This window comes from Gemmobacter megaterium (genome assembly GCF_900156815.1).
In the GTDB taxonomy this organism is placed as follows: domain Bacteria; phylum Pseudomonadota; class Alphaproteobacteria; order Rhodobacterales; family Rhodobacteraceae; genus Wagnerdoeblera; species Wagnerdoeblera megaterium.
On record NZ_FTOT01000001.1, the window covers coordinates 419533 to 438826 of the forward strand.

18 protein-coding genes are annotated in these 19294 nt (G+C 66.5%); 9 read left to right on the forward strand and 9 right to left on the reverse strand.

Annotation, left to right across the window (positions count from 1 at the left end; genetic code table 11):
• The first annotated feature begins 6 nt into the window (after positions 1 to 6).
• The 5 genes from BW970_RS01915 (at position 7) to BW970_RS01935 (ending at position 4637) form a co-directional block, all read left to right on the forward strand.
• Positions 7 to 906, forward strand: coding sequence for a DMT family transporter (locus BW970_RS01915; protein ID WP_076528168.1), 900 nt, complete (start codon positions 7 to 9; stop codon positions 904 to 906).
• Positions 884 to 1768 carry a lysophospholipid acyltransferase family protein gene (locus BW970_RS01920; protein WP_076529154.1) on the forward strand — a complete coding sequence of 295 codons (885 nt, stop codon included), beginning with the start codon at positions 884 to 886 and terminating at the stop codon, positions 1766 to 1768. The genes BW970_RS01915 and BW970_RS01920 overlap by 23 nt, the downstream gene beginning before the upstream one ends.
• A gap of 69 nt (positions 1769 to 1837) precedes the next feature.
• Positions 1838 to 2956, forward strand: coding sequence for a pyridoxal phosphate-dependent aminotransferase (locus tag BW970_RS01925; protein WP_076528170.1), 1119 nt, complete (start codon positions 1838 to 1840; stop codon positions 2954 to 2956).
• Positions 2957 to 3011: 55 nt separating this feature from the next.
• Positions 3012 to 3392 carry a CopM family metallochaperone gene (copM, locus tag BW970_RS01930; protein ID WP_076528172.1) on the forward strand — a complete coding sequence of 127 codons (381 nt, stop codon included), beginning with the start codon at positions 3012 to 3014 and terminating at the stop codon, positions 3390 to 3392.
• Between the two features lie 66 nt (positions 3393 to 3458).
• Positions 3459 to 4637 carry an MFS transporter gene (locus tag BW970_RS01935; protein ID WP_076528174.1) on the forward strand — a complete coding sequence of 393 codons (1179 nt, stop codon included), beginning with the start codon at positions 3459 to 3461 and terminating at the stop codon, positions 4635 to 4637.
• 6 nt (positions 4638 to 4643) lie between these two features.
• On the opposite strand, the gene ntrX is transcribed toward BW970_RS01935, so the two are convergent.
• The 5 genes from ntrX to dusB all read right to left on the reverse strand — a co-directional run bounded on the left by ntrX (position 4644) and on the right by dusB (position 11891).
• Complete coding sequence (gene ntrX / locus BW970_RS01940; protein ID WP_076528176.1) at positions 4644 to 6026, reverse strand: nitrogen assimilation response regulator NtrX; 1383 nt, start codon at positions 6024 to 6026, stop codon at positions 4644 to 4646.
• A gap of 12 nt (positions 6027 to 6038) precedes the next feature.
• A complete protein-coding gene (locus BW970_RS01945; protein ID WP_076528178.1) occupies positions 6039 to 8309 on the reverse strand; it encodes a sensor histidine kinase NtrY-like in 2271 nt (756 codons plus the stop codon).
• 119 nt (positions 8310 to 8428) lie between these two features.
• Positions 8429 to 9808 carry a response regulator gene (locus BW970_RS01950; RefSeq protein WP_076528180.1) on the reverse strand — a complete coding sequence of 460 codons (1380 nt, stop codon included), beginning with the start codon at positions 9806 to 9808 and terminating at the stop codon, positions 8429 to 8431.
• On the reverse strand, positions 9808 to 10884 hold the full coding sequence (locus tag BW970_RS01955; RefSeq protein WP_076528182.1) for a two-component system sensor histidine kinase NtrB: 1077 nt from the start codon (positions 10882 to 10884) through the stop codon (positions 9808 to 9810). The genes BW970_RS01950 and BW970_RS01955 overlap by 1 nt, the downstream gene beginning before the upstream one ends.
• The gene (gene dusB, locus BW970_RS01960) at positions 10881 to 11891 is read right to left on the reverse strand and encodes a tRNA dihydrouridine synthase DusB (RefSeq protein WP_076528184.1); all 1011 of its coding nucleotides are present in this window, start codon (positions 11889 to 11891) and stop codon (positions 10881 to 10883) included. The genes BW970_RS01955 and dusB overlap by 4 nt, the downstream gene beginning before the upstream one ends.
• A gap of 206 nt (positions 11892 to 12097) precedes the next feature.
• Between dusB and BW970_RS01965 the strand changes: the two genes are divergently transcribed.
• Genes BW970_RS01965 through BW970_RS01980 form a run of 4 tightly spaced genes read left to right on the forward strand, consistent with a single transcriptional unit; the run spans position 12098 to position 14719 of the window.
• Complete coding sequence (locus tag BW970_RS01965) at positions 12098 to 13234, forward strand: bifunctional 2-C-methyl-D-erythritol 4-phosphate cytidylyltransferase/2-C-methyl-D-erythritol 2,4-cyclodiphosphate synthase (RefSeq protein ID WP_076528186.1); 1137 nt, start codon at positions 12098 to 12100, stop codon at positions 13232 to 13234.
• The gene (locus tag BW970_RS01970; protein WP_188475510.1) at positions 13231 to 13728 is read left to right on the forward strand and encodes a phosphatidylglycerophosphatase A family protein; all 498 of its coding nucleotides are present in this window, start codon (positions 13231 to 13233) and stop codon (positions 13726 to 13728) included. The genes BW970_RS01965 and BW970_RS01970 overlap by 4 nt, the downstream gene beginning before the upstream one ends.
• Complete coding sequence (locus BW970_RS01975) at positions 13725 to 14195, forward strand: CinA family protein (protein ID WP_144038845.1); 471 nt, start codon at positions 13725 to 13727, stop codon at positions 14193 to 14195. Before BW970_RS01970 ends, BW970_RS01975 begins: the two co-directional genes overlap by 4 nt.
• Positions 14192 to 14719 carry a GNAT family N-acetyltransferase gene (locus BW970_RS01980; RefSeq protein WP_076528189.1) on the forward strand — a complete coding sequence of 176 codons (528 nt, stop codon included), beginning with the start codon at positions 14192 to 14194 and terminating at the stop codon, positions 14717 to 14719. Before BW970_RS01975 ends, BW970_RS01980 begins: the two co-directional genes overlap by 4 nt.
• 12 nt (positions 14720 to 14731) lie before the next feature.
• Here the strand turns inward: BW970_RS01980 and BW970_RS01985 are convergent, their stop codons facing one another.
• From BW970_RS01985 to BW970_RS02000, 4 genes are read right to left on the reverse strand one after another with little or no spacing between them, the layout of a single operon-like run.
• Entirely contained in the window at positions 14732 to 16171 is a 1440-nt protein-coding gene (locus BW970_RS01985; protein WP_076528191.1) for a UdgX family uracil-DNA binding protein, read from the reverse strand.
• On the reverse strand, positions 16168 to 17400 hold the full coding sequence (locus tag BW970_RS01990) for a putative DNA modification/repair radical SAM protein (protein ID WP_076528193.1): 1233 nt from the start codon (positions 17398 to 17400) through the stop codon (positions 16168 to 16170). The genes BW970_RS01985 and BW970_RS01990 overlap by 4 nt, the downstream gene beginning before the upstream one ends.
• A gap of 38 nt (positions 17401 to 17438) precedes the next feature.
• Entirely contained in the window at positions 17439 to 19001 is a 1563-nt protein-coding gene (locus tag BW970_RS01995; RefSeq protein WP_076528195.1) for a cryptochrome/photolyase family protein, read from the reverse strand.
• Positions 18998 to 19162, reverse strand: coding sequence for a DUF2256 domain-containing protein (locus BW970_RS02000; protein ID WP_188475512.1), 165 nt, complete (start codon positions 19160 to 19162; stop codon positions 18998 to 19000). The genes BW970_RS01995 and BW970_RS02000 overlap by 4 nt, the downstream gene beginning before the upstream one ends.
• Between the last annotated feature and the right edge of the window lie 132 nt (positions 19163 to 19294).

Below are 19294 nucleotides of genomic sequence, written 5' to 3' on the forward strand. Positions count from 1 at the left end.
CTATCTATGAGCGCCGCATCGGGACAAACCGGGCGTGCCATCCTGTTGATGCTGGGGGCCGTGCTGATCTTTACGATCATGGACGCCGTCGCCAAATGGATGACACAGCATTATTCGCCGCTTCAGGTGGTCTGGTCGCGCTATACCGGGCAGACGGTGATCGTGGTGCTGCTGCTGGCGCCGCGTCTGGTGCCGTTGATGCGCACCCGCAATCTTGGGACGCATATGGTGCGCTCGATGTTCCAGTTCGGCGCGACGGCCTGTTTCTTTGCCGCGCTGGGGCATATCGGTTTGGCCGAGGCGACGGCGATTGCCGATATCAACCCGGTGCTGATCACGCTTGGGGCCGCCGTGTTTCTGGGGGAACGGCTGGGGCCGCGCCGGTTGGCCGGGGTGCTGATCTCGCTGGTCGGGGCGCTGATCATCATCCGCCCCGGCATGGGGGTGTTCAGTTGGGCGGCCCTGCTGCCACTGGGCACGGCAATCTTTTATACGGGCTATGCGCTGGTCACACGCAAGCTGGGGGCAAGCGAGCCGGTCTGGACCTCGCTGATCTATACCGCCCTGGTCGGCACGGCGATCACCAGCGCCATCGTGCCCTTTCACTGGCAGCCGGTCGCCCTGGCCCATTGGGCGCCGTTTGCCGCCGTGGGCCTTCTGGGGGCTGCGGCGCAGCTTTGCCTGATCCGCGCGTTTTCGCTGGCCGAAGCCTCGGCCATTGCGCCGTTCAGCTATATGGGGCTGTTGTTCGCCACGGTCTGGGGGTTTCTGTTCTTTGGCGAGATACCCGATGCGATGACGGGGCTGGGTGCGCTTGTGATCGTGGGGGCGGGACTTTATGTCTGGCACCGCGAAACCCGCGCGGCGCGGGCGGCGGAGGGCCATGCAGGTCAGTCTGAAGCATAGGGTCGAAAATGCGGTGCTGCGCGGCCTGATCGGGTTGGCGCTGGCCTTGCCCTACCGGGTGAGGGTGCCGCTGTTCGGCTGGGTCGTGGGGCGCATCGTTGCACCGCTTGCGGGCTGGCGGCGGCGCATCCGCGCCAATCTGGCGCTGGTCTGGCCCGATCTGCCCGAAGCCGAGGCAGCTAAGATCTGCCGCGAGGTGCCCGACAATGTCGGGCGCACGGTGATCGAGATCTATTCGGGATCGGAATTCATCGCGCGGGCGGCGGCAACGCCGCCGGTCGGGCCGGGGATCGCGGCGCTGGACGCGGCCCATGCGGCGGGGCGCGCGGTCATTCTGGTGACCGGCCACTTTGGCAATTACGATGCCAGCCGCGCAGCCCTGGCGGCGCGGGGCTTTCCCATCGGCTCGCTCTACATGCCGATGAAGAACCGTGCCTTCAATGCCCATTACGAAGCGGCGATTTCTGCCATTGCCGCGCCGATCTTTCCGCGTGGCAAGCCGGGGCTGGCGGCCATGGTGCGCCATTTGCGCGGCGGTGGGATGCTGGGGATGCTGGTGGACCATAACATGAGCCACGGCGCGCCGCTGGGCTTTTTCGGGGTCGAGGCGCTGACGGCGCTGTCCGCGGCCGAACTTGCGCTGAAATACGACGCGCTGCTGGTGCCGACCTACGGGATCCGCCAGCCCGACGGGTTGAGCTTCGAGATTGTCGTCGAGGCGCCGATTCCGCCGGGCACGCCCGAGCAGATGACCCAGGCGCTGAACGATTCCCTGGAGGCATTGGTGCGGCGCCATCCGGGGCAATGGTTCTGGGTGCACCGGCGCTGGAAGGGTGGCGGGGGGCGAAAGGTTGTCCGCTGACCCGGCGGCCCCGGTTCAGGCCGGGCAGGATTGGATCAGAGCGAAGATCATCAAACAGGGAGAGGGCCGATGACAGGGCCGCGCTATACGGAACTGGTGGCAGGATTGCCGGCCTCGGTGCCCTTTGTGGGGCCAGAGGCGCAGGAGCGCGCGCGCGGGGCGGGCTTTGCCGCCCGGCTTGGGGCGAATGAAAGCCGGTTCGGCCCCTCGCCCGCCGCGATCGCCGCAATGGCTGCGGCGGCGGCGGATGCCTGGATGTATGGCGACCCGGAGGCTTTTGACCTGCGCGAGGCGATTGCCGCCTATCACGGGGTGACGCGCGCCAATGTGCTTGTCGGCGAGGGGATCGACGGGATCCTCGGCAATCTCGTGCGGTTGCTGGTGGCGCCGGGGGATGCGGTGGTGACATCGGACGGCGCCTATCCGACCTTCAATTTTCATGTCGCGGGGTTCGGCGGGGTACTGCACAAGGTGCCCTATGACGGCAACCACGAGGATCCGGTCGCGCTGGTGCGCAAGGCGGGCGAGGTGGGGGCCAAGCTGGTCTATCTGGCCAACCCGGACAATCCGATGGGAAGCTGGCACGGCGCCGATGTGGTTGGCCGCATGATCGCGGCCTTGCCAGACGGATGCCTGCTGGCGCTGGACGAAGCCTATGTCGAACTGGCACCCGAAGGAACGGCGGCAGAGATCGCAGCCGATGATCCCAGGGTGATCCGGCTGCGCACCTTTTCCAAGGGGCACGGGCTGGCCGGGCTGCGTGTGGGCTATGCGCTGGCGGCGCCGGGGTTGATTGCGGCCTTTGACAAGGTGCGCAACCATTTCGGGATGGGCCGGGTGGCGCAGGCCGGGGCGCTGGCGGCTTTGCAGGACCGGGACTGGCTGGTCGCGGTGCGGGGCAGGGTCGAGGCTGCGCGCGCCGGGCTGGCCGCGATTGCGCGGGCCAATGGCCTGGAACCGTTGCCGTCGGCGACAAATTTCGTGACCATGGATTGCGGAGGGGACGGCGCCCTGGCGCGCGCCGTGGTTCAGGCGCTGGGGCAGCGTTCGGTCTTTGTGCGGATGCCCTTTGTGCCACCCCATGACCGCTGCATCCGGGTCAGCTGCGGCACCGAGGCCGATCTTGCGCTGGTCGCGGCGGCGCTGCCCGAGGCGCTGGCCGAGGCGCGAAAGCTCACCGCGGTGTGATTTGCCCTCCGGTAGCGGGAAGGTTGCAGGCTCGCCCCAAAGAGGAGAGCTTGCGATGACATCCAGAACCAACCGCCTTGTCCTTGGTCTGGCGGCCTGCCTGCTGGCAACGCCGCTGGCCGCGCAGCAGATGGACCATTCGGGCCATGCGGGCCACGGGGCTGCGGCGGGAGCCGCCGATACCCCCGCCGTTCAGGCGTTCCGCGCGGCGAATGCACGGATGCATGACGGAATGGAGATCGCGTTCAGCGGCAATGCCGATGTGGATTTCATCCGGGGCATGATCCCGCATCACCAGGGCGCAGTCGATATGGCGCGGATCGTGCTGGAGCATGGCAGCGATCCCGAGGTGCGCAAGCTGGCCGAAGCGGTGATTGCCGCGCAAGAGGCCGAGATTGCCTGGATGACCGACTGGCTGGCCAGGAACGCCCGCTAAGACATGCCCTTGCATCTCCCTGATCCTGCGGCCAATCTCTGCCGCGGGGACAGGGGGGGGACTTCGATGAGACTGGGCATTGCCGCGCTGGTGTTGGGCTATGTGCTCAGTCAGTTCTACCGGGCGTTTCTGGCCGTATTGGCGCCGGTGTTGCAGACCGATCTGGGCGCGACCCCGGCGCAGCTTGCCGATGCGTCGGGGCTTTGGTTTCTGGTGTTTGCCGCCATGCAGATCCCCGTGGGGATCGCGCTGGACCGGATCGGGCCGCGCCGTACCGTTGCGGTCACGCTGGGCGTTGCCGGGGCAGGTGGCGTTGCGCTGTTTGCCGCAGCACAGGGTCCTGGGGCGATCATTCTGGCCATGGCGCTGATCGGGGTCGGGTGTTCGCCGGTGCTGATGTCGTCGTTCTACATCTTTGCCCGGACCTATTCGCCTGCGGTCTTTGGCACCTTGGCCGGGCTGTTGATCGGGGTGGGCAACCTTGGCAACCTTGGCGCGGCGCTGCCATTGTCGCTGGCGGTCGAAGTCTTTGGCTGGCGCGGAACGGTGGGGGCGCTGGCCGTCGTCACGCTGATCGTCGCCGGGGCGATGTGGCGGTTCATCCAGGATCCGCCGCAAGCGCCTGTTGCCGCAGGGCAGGGCGGCATAGCACAGGTTCTGCGCATCCCGTCGGTCTGGGCGATCTTTCTGCTGCTGGCGGTCGGATATGCGCCATCGGCCGCCATCCGGGGGCTATGGGTCGGGCCGTATTTCAGTGACGTGATGGCCGCAAGCGCCGCGCAGATCGGGACGGTAACGCTGATCATGGGGCTTGCCATGGTTGCGGGCAATTTCGCCTATGGCCCGATGGACCGGCTGTTCGGGTCGCGCAAATGGCCCAACCTTGTCGGCAACCTGGCGGGGGCGGCGGTGCTGCTGGCGCTGTGGTGGACCCCGGCGCCCGGTTGGTGGGCGGCGGTGGGTCTGATTGCGGCTGTCGGGTTCTTTGGCATGTCCTTTCCGCTGCTGATGGCCCATGGGCGGGCGTTCTTTCCGCCGCATCTGGTCGGGCGCGGGGTGACGGTGCTCAATCTGTTCGGCATCGGCGGGGTCGGGGTGATGCAGGTGCTGTCGGGCCGGGTCTTTACCACCGCTGCCGGGCAGGCGGCACCGACGGCCGCCTATGGCACGCTTTTTGGGTTCTTTGCCCTGATCATGCTGGCAGGCTGTGTGGCCTATGCCTTTTCGCGCGACCGGACGGATTGAGGCCGGTCACTCGTCCTCGTCGCCCTTGCCCTTGCCAGTGACCACGCCCAGCGATTTCAGCTTGCGATGCAGTGCGCTGCGCTCCATCCCGACGAAATTCGCCGTGCGGCTGATGTTGCCGCCAAACCGCTGAATCTGGGTCAGCAGGTATTCGCGTTCGAACAACTCGCGCGCCTCGCGCAGCGGCAGGGTGGCCAGTTGGCCGCCCAGCACCAGCCGCCCGTCGTCGCCGCCCGGCTCGGCCTCGCCCTGCAAATCGCGCACATTGATCGGGTCGGCGGTGTCGCCCAGGATAAGCACCCGTTCGATCAGGTTGCGCAACTGGCGCACGTTGCCGGGCCAGCCCATGGTTTGCAGCATCGCTTCGGCCTCGGTGCTGATGTCCCGCAGCGGCAGGCCCTGGGTCTTGTGGAAACCGTCGATGAAATGGCGGGCGAGCAGGGGAATGTCCTCGCGCCGTTCGGACAGGCCCGGCACCGCGATCGGCACCACGTTCAGCCGGTCGTAAAGCTCCTGGCGGAAACGTCCGGCGCTGATCTCCTGGCGCAGGTCGCGGGTGGTCGAGGAGATGACGCGCAGATCCACGCGCACCTTGTCGGTTCCGCCCACGCGCAGGAAGGTCTGATCGACCAGCACGCGCAGGATTTTCGATTGCGTGCCGGGGGGCATGTCGGCCACCTCGTCCAGATAGACGATCCCGCCATGTGCCTGTTCCAGCAAGCCCTTTTCCACCCCGCGACCGGGTGTTTCGCGGCCGAACAGCACATCCTCCATGCGGTCGGGTTCGATCGTTGCGGCCGAAACCGATACAAAGGGGCCAGCCGCACGGTTGGAATTGGCGTGGATATAGCGCGCCGCCACCTCTTTGCCCGCGCCGGACGGTCCGGTCAGCATGACGCGACCGTTCGATTTCGTGACCTTGTCCAACTGCGCCTTGAGGCCGCGAAAGCCTGCGGAATTGCCGATCAGATCCGAGGTCGTCAGGTCACGCCGACGCAATTCGACGTTTTCACGCCGCAGACGGCTGGTTTCCATCGCGCGCCCGACCACGACCATCAACTGGTCGATGTTGAACGGCTTTTCGATGAAGTCATAGGCGCCTTGCTTGATCGCAGCGACCGCCAGTTCGATATTGCCGTGGCCCGAGATGATCACCACCGGAATACCGGGGTTATCGCGCTTGATGGTTTTCAGGATGTCGATCCCGTCCATCCGGCTGTCCTTGAGCCAGATATCAAGGATCATCAATGCCGGAGGCTCGGTGTTCACCGCCTCCATGCATTCGTCTGAATTGGCGGCCAGCCGGGTCTTGTAGCCTTCGTCTTTCAGAATGTCCGAGACAAGTTCGCGGATGTCGCGTTCATCGTCCACGATCAGAATATCGGCCATGGTTAACCCCCTTTACTGTCCCTTGCGCGCCCGTCGTCCCGGCTGCGGTGCCGCCAGCGGCAGGCGGATCTCCGCCATGGCGCCGGGGCGGTCGGTGCCGCCAAAGACAGGTGCATCCAGCAGCGCCAGCGTGCCGCCGTGTTCCTCGATGATCTTTCTGACGATGGGCAGGCCAAGCCCCGTGCCCTTTTCCCGCGTCGTCACATAGGGTTCGAACAGACGGGTGCGATCTTCTGGCAGGCCACTGCCATTGTCCGAAATGCGCAGGATGGCCGAGGTGCCATCTGACATCAGCTCGACCCGAATTTCCGGGGAATGTGTCGATGGGGCGCCCTTTTCGCAAAAGGATTCAATGGCTTCCCCGGCGTTCTTCAACAGATTTGTAAGCGCCTGTCCAATCATGGTGGAATCGAGCGGCAGCACCATCGGCCCGTCTGGCAGGTTGCTGACAAAGCGGACGCCGGGCTGCCCTGATTCCTGCAACAGCACCGCATCGCGGATCAGCCGCGCGAAATCCTCGTCGCGGGTTTCGGGCTGCGGCATCCGCGCGAATTTCGAGAATTCGTCAACGATCCGGCGCAGGTCGCCGGTCTGGCGCACGATCACATCGACCAGATTCTCCAGCGCCTCTGCATCTTCCTCGATCAGACGGGGGCCAAAGCGGCGGCGGATGCGTTCGGCGGACAACTGGATCGGGGTCAGCGGATTCTTGATCTCATGCGCGATGCGGCGGGCCACATCGCCCCAGGCCGCCATGCGCTGTGCGCTGACCAGTTCGGTCACGTCGTCAAAGGCAACGACAAAGCCTTCGCGTGCGCCGTCTTCGGCGGCGCGGGGGGCGATGCGCACCAGCAGGCTTTCCATGCGGCCCTTGCGGGTCAGGCGGATCTCTTCCTGCACGGCCTGGCCCGTGTCGCGCGCGCGGTCGAACAGGGCGGAAAACTCTGGCACCACAAGCGCCAGCGGCTGGCCGGTTTCGCCGTCGGCCGTCAGATCCAGCAAGCGCCGGGCAGAGCGGTTCAGAAAGACGATATGCCCTTCGGCCTCCAGCCCGATCACCCCTGCCGTGACCGAGGACAGAACGGAATCGAACAGCCGGCGCTGAACCTCGGTCTCGCGGTGGCCTGCCACAAGGGCGTTGTGCTGGCCTTTCAACTGTCGGGTCATGCGGTTGAAGGATTGACCCAGCGTCGCAATCTCGTCGCCGGTATCGGCGGGGGTCACGCGCACGTCGAAATCCCCGTTGCCCACCCGCGCCACCGCCCCTGCCAGTTCGCCCACCGGCCGGGCCAGCCGTTCGGCGATCCACAGCCCCATCCAGACGGCCGCCAGGATCAGGATCAGCGCAAACCCCAGGTACAACAGCCCGAACTGAAACAGTTGCGTGCCGCGATCAGCCTCCAGTTGGGTATAAAGCCGGACGCTTTCCTGCGTTTCGTCCAGAAGTTGCAGCAGCGCGCCATCCACATTGCGGCTGACATAGAGCATCCGGTCGATATAGCCGGGCAAGGACAGCAGGGCGCGAAACTCGTTGTTCGCCCAATCGCGGATCACGACCGTTTCGCCGGCGGCAGCGCGCGCCAGATCTTCGGCGTCCGGCTGTTCGAAATCGAACAGGTAGGACAGCTCTCCGCGCGCGCGGATCTCGCCGGTGCCGTCGATCACAAAGGCTTCGCGCAGGCCACGTTGTATCTGCGCCTGTTCGTTGGTCAACAACTGGCGCAGGCCGCCGTCATCGCCGACCAGACCGGCCTGATAGGCCAGCCCGATCCGGGCAGCCAGCGTCTGGGCATCGGTGATCAGATCGCGGCGCTGTTCGAATTCATAGGCTTCGGCGGCCGCGCGCGACGCGCCGACCACATTGCGCACCCGGTCGGAGAACCAGCCCTCCAGCCCGACATTGATGGTCAGCACGGCAAAGATCGCCACCAGAATCGTCGGTCCCAGCGCCACGGCAGCGAACAGGGCCGACAGCCGCAGGTGCAACCGAGAGCCCGAGCTTTGCGCGCGCCGCGCGGCGACCACCCGCAGGACCGTGGCCAGCACCAGCGTTGCCACCAAAAGCACATAGACCAGATCGGCCAGCAGAACGAGGCGCAGCGCATTGGGTGACGTTCCGGTGCGGAACGGCCCCAGATACAGAAACGTCACAAAGGCCAGGACCGGGCCAAGCACCACAAGCCCCAGCCGCGCGCCCGTCTGCATGGTCCGCGAGCGTCGCAGGCCGTAAAGCCGATCCCAGAACCCCAGAAGTGCGGTCCCCTGCACCGCAGACCCTTTCATTCGGGCCACAGGTGCGGCCCTTGCCAAGTGACAGGTCTGGGGCCGAACAGCGCACAAACCTCAACATCTATGGTCATGGCCGGGGTGTTGGCAGACCGGCCACGCCATGTGTTGCGGTTTTACATCAACTTGCGGCGCCGTGTCACGCGGATATCGAGATCGGTGATCTTCTTGCGCAAGGTATTGCGGTTGATGCCCAGCAGGTCGGCACATTTGGCCTGATTTCCCCCGGTTGCATCCAGCGCGATCTCGATCAGCGGCGCTTCGACCTCGCGCAGGATGCGCTGGTAGACGCCGGGCGGGGGCAGGGCGCCGCCGTGCAGGTCGAAATAGCGTTGCAGATGACGCGCGACAGAGGCCGACAGCTTTTCGCCATCACCGCCACCGCGCAGCGGTTCGGCCGCGGGCTGGTTGCCCAGCACCAGTTCCACATCGGCCCGCCCGATGTCTTCGCCGGTCGCGGTGATTGCAAGGCGGCGGATCGCATTGTCCAACTGACGCACATTGCCGGGCCAGGAATAGACCCGCATCAATTCGCGCGCCTCGCCGGACAGACGACGCGGGGGCGAGCCGTCGCGGCTGGTGCGCAGCAGGAAATGTTCGGCCAGAAGCAGGATGTCCTCGACCCTTTCGCGCAGTGCCGGGACCGGGATCGTGACCCCGCCAAGGCGATAGTACAAATCCTGGCGGAAGCGGCCGTCCTCGATCCGCCGGGTCAGATCCACCTGGCTGGTGGCCATCAGCCGCGGTGCGCCATCGCCAAGCCCGTCGATCAGCCGGACAAGCCGCGCTTGGGTCTCTTCGTCGTAGTCGGCCACCTCGTCAAAGACCAGCGTGCCGCCACGGGCGCGAGATTTCAGCGCGGCGGTCCCTTCGGGCGTGGCCAGATCCGCGGCTTGCACCACGACAAAGGGCTGTGTGCGGCGGTCGGAAAAGTCATGGATCGCGCGGGCGATCAGCGATTTTCCGGTGCCGGATTCCCCGGTGATCAGCACCGGAAGGTCGGTGTTCATCACCCGCGCCACCAGCCGGTACAGCGCCTGCATCGCCGCCGTGCGGCCGACCAGCGGCAGGTCGTCGGCCATTTCGCGCGGGGCGTTCATCGCAGTGGCCGCTGGACGGGCGGGCACCTTTTTCTTGGCGTCCAGCGCGCGGGCGGCGCGTTTCATCAGATCGGGCAGATCGAAGGGCTTGGGCAGGTAATCCCAGGCGTCGGCCTCGGTCGCCTGAATGGCCGTCATGATGGTGTTCTGCGCCGAAATGACGATCACCGGCAGGCCGGGCCGCATCTGCGAGATCCGGGGCAAGGCGTCGATGCCGTTGCCGTCCGGCATGATCACATCGGTGATCACCAGATCGCCCTTGCCTTCCTCGACCCAGCGCAGAAGCGTGACCAGCGAGGATGTCGCATGCACCTTGCAGCCCGCGCGTGTCAGCGCCTGGGTCAGCACCGTGCGGATCGTGCGGTCGTCGTCGGCGACCAGAACCGTGCCATCCATCAGCCTATTCTCCGTTCTTTCGGAACCATCGGCAGCGAGATGCGGAACACGGTGCGTCCAGGCACCGAGTCGAGCGCGATCCAGCCGTCATGGTCGGATATGATCTTGGACACCAGCGCAAGGCCAAGGCCCGTTCCGTTCGTCCGGCCCGACACAAAGGGCTCGAACACCTCTCCGGCGATATGGGGGGGGATGCCCGGCCCATCGTCGATGATCTCCACGTTCAGTGGCAGGGCCGCGCCGCTGCCATCGGCCCGCCGCAGGCGCAGACCGTGGTCGTAAAAGCTGCGCAGCCGGATGGTGCCGCCCTGGGGCGCCGCCTCGGATGCGTTCTTGAGCAGGTTCAGGAAAACCTGCTGCAACTGATCGGGATCGGCCCAGGCCGGGGGCAGCGAGGGGTCGTAATCCTCGACAAAGCTCATGTGGCTGCCAAAACCGACCAGCGCCAGACGCCGCGCCCTGTCCAGCACATCGTGCAGGTTGACGGGCTGGCGTTCCGGCGGGCGAGTGTTGCCGAACTGCTCGACCTGTTCCAGCAGCTTTACCACCCGGCGGGTTTCCTCGACGATAAGGTCGGTCAGCTCGCGGTCCTCGGCCGAAAGGTTCATCGACAGCAACTGCGCGGCGCCCGAAATGCCAGCCAGCGGGTTCTTGATCTCATGCGCCAGCATCTCGGCCATGCCGATGGCGGATCTTGCCGCGGCCTTGACGCCGGTCCCGCGCCCCAGCCGGTCTGCCAGTTCGCGCGGGCTGATCAGCAGCAACAGCGTATCGGGGGCGTCCTGGATCGGCGCGACCTGGATGGTGCATTGGACGGGCGGCTTTTCGCCGCTGGTCACATCCACCTCGTTGATGAACAAGGCGGCCTGATTGGCTCGCACGCGGGCAAACCCTTCGTCCAGCGGGGCATCCACCGCCAGCACGTCCAGCACCGGCAGCCCCCGCAGCGACCGCGCCGACGTGTTGAGAAACAGTTCCGCCGCCGGATTGATCTCGTCGATGCGGTTGTCGGGCGTCACCAGCAAGGCGGGCACAGGAAGCGAGGCCCAGATGATGCCGGGGGAAGGCAGGTTCATGCCGCGCGCCTTTCATGGGTCGGTCCCGGTGCCTCGGTCAGCGCCACGCGCAGCGCGGCCATCACCGCCGGCGGGTCGGTCAGGGTCAGGATGCGTGCGCGGGCGGCAGGGTCTGCCTGCGCCTCGTCCAGGTACCAGCCCAGGTGTTTGCGCGCCACGCGCAGGCCAAGGTCGGGGCCGTAAAATCCCAGCATGGCCTGGTAATGGTCCTGCACCAGATCGGCCAGTGCCGCGCCCTGTGGCACCTGCGGGGCCAGAGTGCCGAACAGGTCTGCGGCAATCCGGGCCAGTGCCCAGGGCCGCCCCTGGGCGCCACGCCCCACCATCACCCCAGCCGCACCGCTATGTGCCAGCGCCGCGCGGGCGCTGGCCGTATCCACGATGTCACCATTGGCGATGACCGGGATGCGCACGGCCTCTGCCACCTTGCGGATCGCGGCCCAATCCGCCTGCCCCTTGTAGAACTGGCACCGTGTGCGCCCATGGATCACCACCATGCGCACCCCGGCCGATTCTGCCCGTGCGGCGATGTCGGGGGCATTGTGGCTGTCGTCATCCCACCCCAGCCGCATCTTCAGCGTCACAGGCACCTGCACTGCGGCCGTCACCGCCTCGATCAGGCGCAGGGCCAGATCGGGCTCGCGCATCAGGGCCGAACCGCAGGCGCCGTTGCCGCTGGCCGAGGTTACCTTTTTGGCCGGACAGCCCATGTTGATGTCGATGATCCGGGCCCCTTGGGCCGCGCAGTATTTCGCGGCCTCTGCCAACCAATAGGGGTCGCGTCCGGCCAGTTGCACCGAGGTGGCCGCCTCGCCGAACCCCAGTTCGGCCTTGGCGCGGGCCAGTGGGCGGCCCTGGACGACTTCCTGGCTGGCGATCATCTCCGACACCACAAGACCCGCGCCGAATCCCGCGACCACACGCCGGAACGGCAGGTCGGTGATGCCCGCCAGCGGTGCAAGGAATACCGGAGGATCCAGAACGACGTCTGCCAAAGCGATGCTCACGTGCCTTTTCCTTGTGCGATTGGTTCCTAGCTAAGCATGGGCGTCAGGGGCGTCCATCCAGCGGCATGATATGGCGATAGCCTGACAGGATGTGCTGATCAAGTGGGCGTTTCTAATGGCCATACGCCTAAATAGCAGGCATTTCCGGAGGTGGACAGCCGGGGTGATTTGCGCGTAGCACGGGGGCGCAACAAGGATATGGCACCATGACGGTCGCAGCGATCATCGTCGCCGCCGGGCGCGGCACCCGTATGGGCGGGGACAGGCCCAAGCAATGGCGCGACCTGGCGGGGCGCCCCGTTCTGGCCCATGCGGTAGGGGCCTTGCAGGGGGCGGGCGTCGGGCGGATCGTCCTGGTCCTGCACCCCGACGACCTGGACCGCGCGGGGATCCCGCAGGGGGTGCAGGTCGTGCCGCTGACCGGGGGCGACACGCGGCAGGCATCGGTGCGCTGCGGTCTGGCGGCTCTGGCGCAGGATGCGCCAGAGCATGTGCTGATCCACGATGGCGCGCGGCCGTTTCCGGGCGCGGCCATGATCGGCCGTCTGCTTGCCGCGCTGACCGACCATCCCGGCGCCGCGCCCGCGCTGGCCGTCACCGATGCCTTGTGGCGCGGGCAGGCCGGGCTGGTTGCCGGTGTGCAGGACCGAACGGCGCTGTTCCGCGCGCAAACCCCGCAGGCCTTTCGCTATGCTGCGATCTGCGCGGCCCATGGCGCCCATCCGGGCGGCGCTGCGGATGATGTCGAGGTGGCGCGGGCGGCGGGGCTTGACGTGGCGATCGTCGAAGGCGACGAGGACAATCTGAAACTGACATATCCGGCCGATTTCGACCGGGCTGAACGCATGGCGAAAGGGCGGGACATGGACATCCGCATGGGCAACGGTTTTGACGTACATGCCTTCACGGCTGGCGATCACGTCTGGCTGTGCGGGGTAAAGCTGCCGCACACCCGCGCATTGCTTGGCCATTCCGATGCCGATGTGGCGATGCACGCCCTGACGGATGCGCTGTATGGCGCGCTGGCCGAGGGGGATATCGGCGTGCATTTCCCGCCTTCGGATCCGCAATGGAAGGGGGCGCAAAGCCATATCTTCCTGCGCCATGCGATGGAGCGGGTCCGCGCGCGTGGCTATGCGCTGGCGAATTGCGATGTGACACTCTTGTGCGAACGCCCCAAGATCGGCCCGCATCAGGGCGCCATGCGGCAAGCCCTGGCAGATATCATGGGGGTCGAGGTGGCACGGATTTCCGTCAAGGCGACCACGACCGAGAAACTGGGGTTCACCGGGCGAGAGGAGGGGATCGCGGCGCAAGCCACCGCCCTTCTGGTGCGCGCATGATGAAGCTGATCGCCACCTTCGGGTTTGTCGGCCATCTGCGGCCTGCGCCGGGCACCTGGGGGTCGCTGGCCGCGGTCGTGCTGGCCGTTGCGGCCTATGAGTTGGGGCTGTGGTGGCTGGTGCCGGTGGGCTGTGTGCTGGCAACGGCGGCAGGGTTCATCGCGGTTCCTCAGGTGCTGAAGACCAGTGCCGACAAGGATCCGTCCGAGATTGTCATTGACGAGGTGGCGGGGCAATGGCTGGCGATGTGCTTTACCGTGATCCCGCTGGCGCGGCATGGCGTGTCGATCCTGGATGCCTGGCCGGCCTATGTGGTGCCGTTCGTGCTGTTCCGGCTGTTCGACATCTGGAAACCCTGGTTGGTGGGTCGGGCCGACCGGCGCGGCGATGCGGCGGGGGTCATGCTGGATGATCTGTGGGCGGGGCTGTTTGCCGGCATCGGCTCGGTGATCCTGGCCGGGCTGTATCATGCCGTTCTGGAGCCGATGCTATGAGCGTGAATATACAGGACTTACTGAATGTTGCGCGGAAATCCTCAACCATTTTCGCAACGGCCGAAAGCTGTACCGGCGGCATGGTGGCGGCGGCGCTGACCGATATTCCGGGGTCGTCGGATGTCGTGGATCGCGGCTTTGTCACCTATTCCAACGCCGCCAAGCAGGAGATGCTGGGCGTACGGGCCGAAACGCTGGATCGGTTCGGCGCGGTTTCCGAAGAGGTCGCGGCGGAAATGGCGGCAGGTGCCTTGGCGCGGTCACAGGCGACGCTGGCCGTGGCGATCACCGGCATTGCCGGGCCAGGCGGATCCGGGGTCAAGCCCGAGGGGCGGGTCTGCTTTGGCCTGGCCTCGCCCGAGGGGCTGCGCACCGAGACGGTGGAATTCGGCGCCCTTGGGCGCGCGCAGGTGCGATTGGCTGCGCGCGACCATGCGCTTGCCCTGTTGTGGCAGGGCCTGCAATGACCGCCCCGCGCCTGGACACCAAACGCCTGATCTTGCGGGCACATCGGGCCGAGGATTACCCCGGCATGGTGGCGATGTGGGGGGATGCCCAGGTGACGCGCTTTATCCTTGGCGCCCCGGCAAGCCCGGAAACCACCTGGTCGCGCCTGCTGCGCTATGCCGGGCACTGGCAGATGCTGGGCTTTGGCTACTGGGCGCTGGAATGCCGCGAGACAGGGGCCTTTCTGGGCGAAGCGGGGCTGGCGGAGTATCGGCGCAGCTTTGACCCGCCCGAAAGGATCGGCCCCGAGGCGGGGTGGGTTCTGTCCACCGCAGCCCATGGCCGGGGTCTGGCGACAGAGGCGATGGGCGCGGTTCTGGGCTGGGCCGACAGCAATCTGCCCGCCCCGGACACGGTGGCGATCTTTGATCCCGATCATGTCGTCTCGCACCGCGTCGCCCGCAAACTGGGCTTCGGGGGCGACCGGATGGCGCGCTACAATGGCCAGCCCACGCTGATGATGCAGCGCCCGCGCCACGGCTAGGGCCATTTTGCGTCAGGTGATGCTTGCCGCCTGATGGGCCGCCCGCAGATCGGCGATCAACTGGTGCAGCGCCGCGTCCCGCGGTTCCCCCTCGGGCAGGCGCAACAGGTAGGACGGATGCCAGGTGATGCGCACCGGCCCATCATGCAGCCCGGTTTCCACAGTGCCCACCCGTGCCGCATGGGGCCCCTCGCGCCCTGTCAGGGCAAAGGCGGCCGTCGCCCCCAGCGCCAGCGTCAGGCGCGGTTGCACCAGCGCGAGTTCCAGCCCCATCCACCAGTGGCAGGCCAGAATCTCGGCGCGGTCGGGGGTCTGGTGCAGCCGCTGCCTGCCTCGGGGCGTGAATTTGAAATGCTTGACCGCATTGGTCAGCCACACCGCACCCGGATCTATTCCGGCACTGGCCATCGCCTGTCGCAGCACCTGACCTGCCGGGCCGACAAAGGGGCGCCCTGCAAGATCTTCGTGGTCGCCGGGCTGTTCGCCGACAATCATAAGATCGGTCTGCGCCGGACCTTCGCCCCAGACCGTCCGGGTTGCCGTCGCGCACAAGGCGCACCGCGTGCAGACCTGCGCCGCCGCCTGCGCGGCCCCCAGTGACGAGGGCAGATCGACGGGCACCTCGGGCCGCGGCATCGCCGCACGGTAGCGGGCCGAGACGCTGGCCGCACCGGGGCGCGGGGGTTGGGCCGCCGCCGCATGCATCCGCGCCACCCGTGCCGGGGCCTCTGCCAGCATGTCGGGGATCAGCCGGGTTTCGGGCAAGTTTTTCCAGTATTTCAGCGGCATTTCCGACCGCATCGCGGTGGTCTTGATCCGCGCGGGATTGAAAATATTGCGAAAATACGTTGCCCACAGCGCCCCCGACGCATCCTCGGGCAGATCGGGACGCGGACCGCCGGGGCCAAAGCGCAGCGCGCCGTCGCGGAACACCGCAGTTTGCCGGGGCGTGGCAATCATCCAGTCCATGTCGCTGAACCGTTTGACGAAAAACACGCTCCCCGGCTCCAGCGTGTCATGGGTGGGCTCGAACCAGGCGCCAAAGCTGCGGCGGGTGCCGTCGGCGGGCAGTTCCTGAAACCGCACGAAGGCGTGCATCTTGTGAATGTCGCGCGCCACCGCCTTGGCCATCAGATGCAGCCGCCGCCCCAGCGGATCCGCCTGCGACAGCGGATCGCCCGCAGCCGCGTCCAGCCGCCAGAGCGCCTGATACAGCAGGGCGAACCGTTCGGGCGCCGTGTGCCAGCCCACCGATTCCGCCAGTGCCAGAAAGGCGGCAGGCACGCGCGGGCGATGCGGGCCGGGCCGGTCGGGCAGCGGATCCCCGGCCAGCAGGCCGCCGCCCTGCCAGTCGATCCGGTCCGGCGCAATCCGGTGGCTGATGGCCCGCCGCGCGGCGTCCCGCCAGGCGGCAAAGGCACCGCGGTCTGGCAGCGTGACGGCATGGATCATAGCAGGCGCAACTGTTCCGGTGGCGGCGCAAAGCGCGCGCGCAGATCGGCGCTGTCGGTCAAGGCGCGCGGCGTCCAGCCGGGCAGGGTGATGAAGGGTCGCGCCTTGGTCATCAACGCACCCAGCCGGGCCAGATCCTCCCACCGCAAGGTGCCGTTGCGGCGGGCGGCCAGAATGCGGTCAACCGTGCGGGTGCCAAAGCCGGGCACGCGCAGCAGCATTTCGCGGCTGGCGCGGTTCACATCCAGCGGAAATTGCGCGCGGTTGTTCAGCGCCCAGGCCAGCTTGGGGTCCAGATCCAGATCCAGATGGTTGCCGGTCGTCCCCGAGGCGATGTCCTCGACGCTGAAACCGTAAAAGCGCAGCAGCCAGTCGGCCTGATACAGCCGGTGTTCCCGCACCAGCGGCGGCTGGATCAGCGGAAGCGCCGCCGATGCCTCGGGAATGGGCGAAAAGGCGGAATAATACACCCGTTTCAGCCGATAGGATGAATACAGCCGCGTGGCGCTGGACAGGATGGCCACATCATCGGCCCCATCGGCACCGATGATCATCTGCGTGCTTTGGCCGGCGGGGGCAAAGCGGCGGGGTTTGCGGCCGGTATGGCTGCGGTCTTGAGCGGCTTCGGATTCCAGCCGCACATGGGCCATGGCGGCGCGAATGGTCTCGGGCCGCTTTTCGGGGGCCAGTTGGCGCAGGCTGGTATCCTGGGGCAGTTCCACGTTGATCGACAACCGATCCGCCCATAGCCCCGCCTCGCGGATCAGGTCGGGGGCGGCATCGGGAATGGATTTCAGATGGATATAGCCCTTGAAGCCATGATCCTGCCGCAGGGTGCGGGCGATGCGGACCATATCGGCCATTGTCTGATCCGGCGAGCGGATGATGCCCGACGACAGGAACAGCCCTTCGATATAGTTGCGCCGGTAGAATTCCAGCGTCAGGCGCACCACCTCCTCGACCGAAAATCGCGCGCGCGGCACGTTCGAGGACACGCGGTTGATGCAATAGGCGCAATCAAAGATGCAGAAATTCGTCATCAGGATTTTCAGCAGGCTGATGCAGCGCCCATCGGGGGTATAGGCGTGGCAGATCCCGCTGCCGCCCGATGACCCGAGCCCACCCTTTGTGGAATCGCGCCGTTCGCCGCCGCTGGATGCGCAAGAGGCATCATATTTGGCCGCGTCCGACAGGATGGCCAGCTTGTCCTGAAGTGTTGGTGTTTTCATGGTTTGTTCTTATCCTGCCCTCGCGCTGCCGTCAAACCTCAGCCAAACAAATCCGGGTGTTCGGGGGCGGGTGCGGTGGTACCGGGCGCGTCCAGAAAGGCACGGGCCTGATCGCGGATCCGGGTCTGTTCCTGTGGCGAGATGCGGTCCAGGTTGCGCCAGGACAGCGCCAGCCGCGGGTTGCCGGCAAGCTGTGGGCGGTTACGCATCAGGAAATCCCAGTACAGAAAGTTGAACGGGCAAGCCCGTGGCCCGGTGCGTATGCGCGGGTCATAGGCGCAGCGGCGGCAATAATCCGACATCCGGTCGATATAGGCGCCCGAGGCGGCATAGGGTTTGGACGCCAGCATCCCGCCATCCGCCCACAATACCATGCCATGTGTATTCGGCAGCTCGACCCAATCGAAGGCATCGGCATAGACAGCCAGATACCACTCTTCGACCTCTGCCGGGCGGATGCCTGCCAGAAGCGCGAAGTTGCCTGTCACCATCAGGCGCTGGATATGGTGGGCATAGGCATTGCGCCGGGTGTCTGTGATGGTCTGCGCCATGCAGCGCATCGCGGTGTCGCCGGTCCAGTAAAACCACGGCAGCGGGCGGTCGGCGTGCAGGGCATTGGTCCGGGCATAGTCCGGCATCTTCATCCAGTAGATGCCGCGCACATATTCGCGCCAGCCGATGATCTGCCGGATAAAGCCTTCGACGGCGTTCAAGGGGGCGTCGCCCATGTGATAGGCGCGTTCCGCCGCGCGGCAGACTTCGTGGGCGGTCAGCAATCCGATGTTGAGATAGGGGGACAGAAGGGCGTGAAACAGAAAGGGCTCGCCCTCGGCCATGGCGTCCTGATACTCCCCGAACAGTGGCAGGGACAGCGCCACAAAACGGTCCAGCGCCTCCAGCGCGCCATGCCGGGTGACGGCCCAGCGAAAGGGCAGCAGATCGCCGAAGGTGTCGGGAAATCGCCGGGCCACCAGATCGAGGACCGCCTGCGTGATGGCATCGGGTGGCTTGGGCCGCCGGGGCGGCGGGCGCAGGCCGGTCGGCAGCGCCTTGCGGTTCTGGCTGTCGAAATTCCACTGGCCGCCGACCGGATCGTCCCCCTGCATCAGAAAGCCGGTGCGTCGCCGCATGTCACGGTAGAAATATTCCATGCGCAGCGTCTTGCGCGGCGCGGCCCATTGCCGGAATTCGGCCAGCGAGCACAGGAACCTGTCATCCTCGCGGATCTCGACTGGCAGGCCGAACTGCGCCTCCCACCCCTCGATCATCTGCAGCACCCGCCATTCGCCAGGTTCGGTGACGATGATCCGCTCGGGCCGGTGGCGGGGTATGGCCCGCGCGACCTCTTTGGTAAAACTGCCGGTGTTGGCGGGGTCGTCCAGCGCGATGTAATCGACGCGGATCCCCTCGGCCCGCAACCCGGCAGCGAAATGCCGCATGGCCGACAGGATCAGCGCGATCTTCTGCTTGTGATGACGGACATAGGTGGTCTCTTCGGCCAGCTCTGCCATCAGCACGATGTCATGGGCAGGATCAAGGTCGCGCAGCGATGACAGGCCGCGGGATAGCTGATCGCCCAGAACCAGCACAATCCGGGTCATGGCCGTGGCTTTCGCGCAGCGCGTGCCATGCTCCGACAGCGGTCGGAACAATAGCGGACCTCATCCCAGACCCGCGCCCATTTGCGGCGCCAGGTGAAAGGCCGCGCACATTGCGCGCAGTGCCGGTGCGGCAGATCGCCCTTGCGGCGCATTCCGGCCATGGATCACCACCCCGTGGCGCAGGCGGGCGCGCGATGGCCGGTCCGGCGGCAAAGAAGGCGGGCTGTCATGGTTCGCTCCTGACTGGTCGCAGGGATACGTTGCCGATCGCGGATCGGATCAGCGCGGGCGCG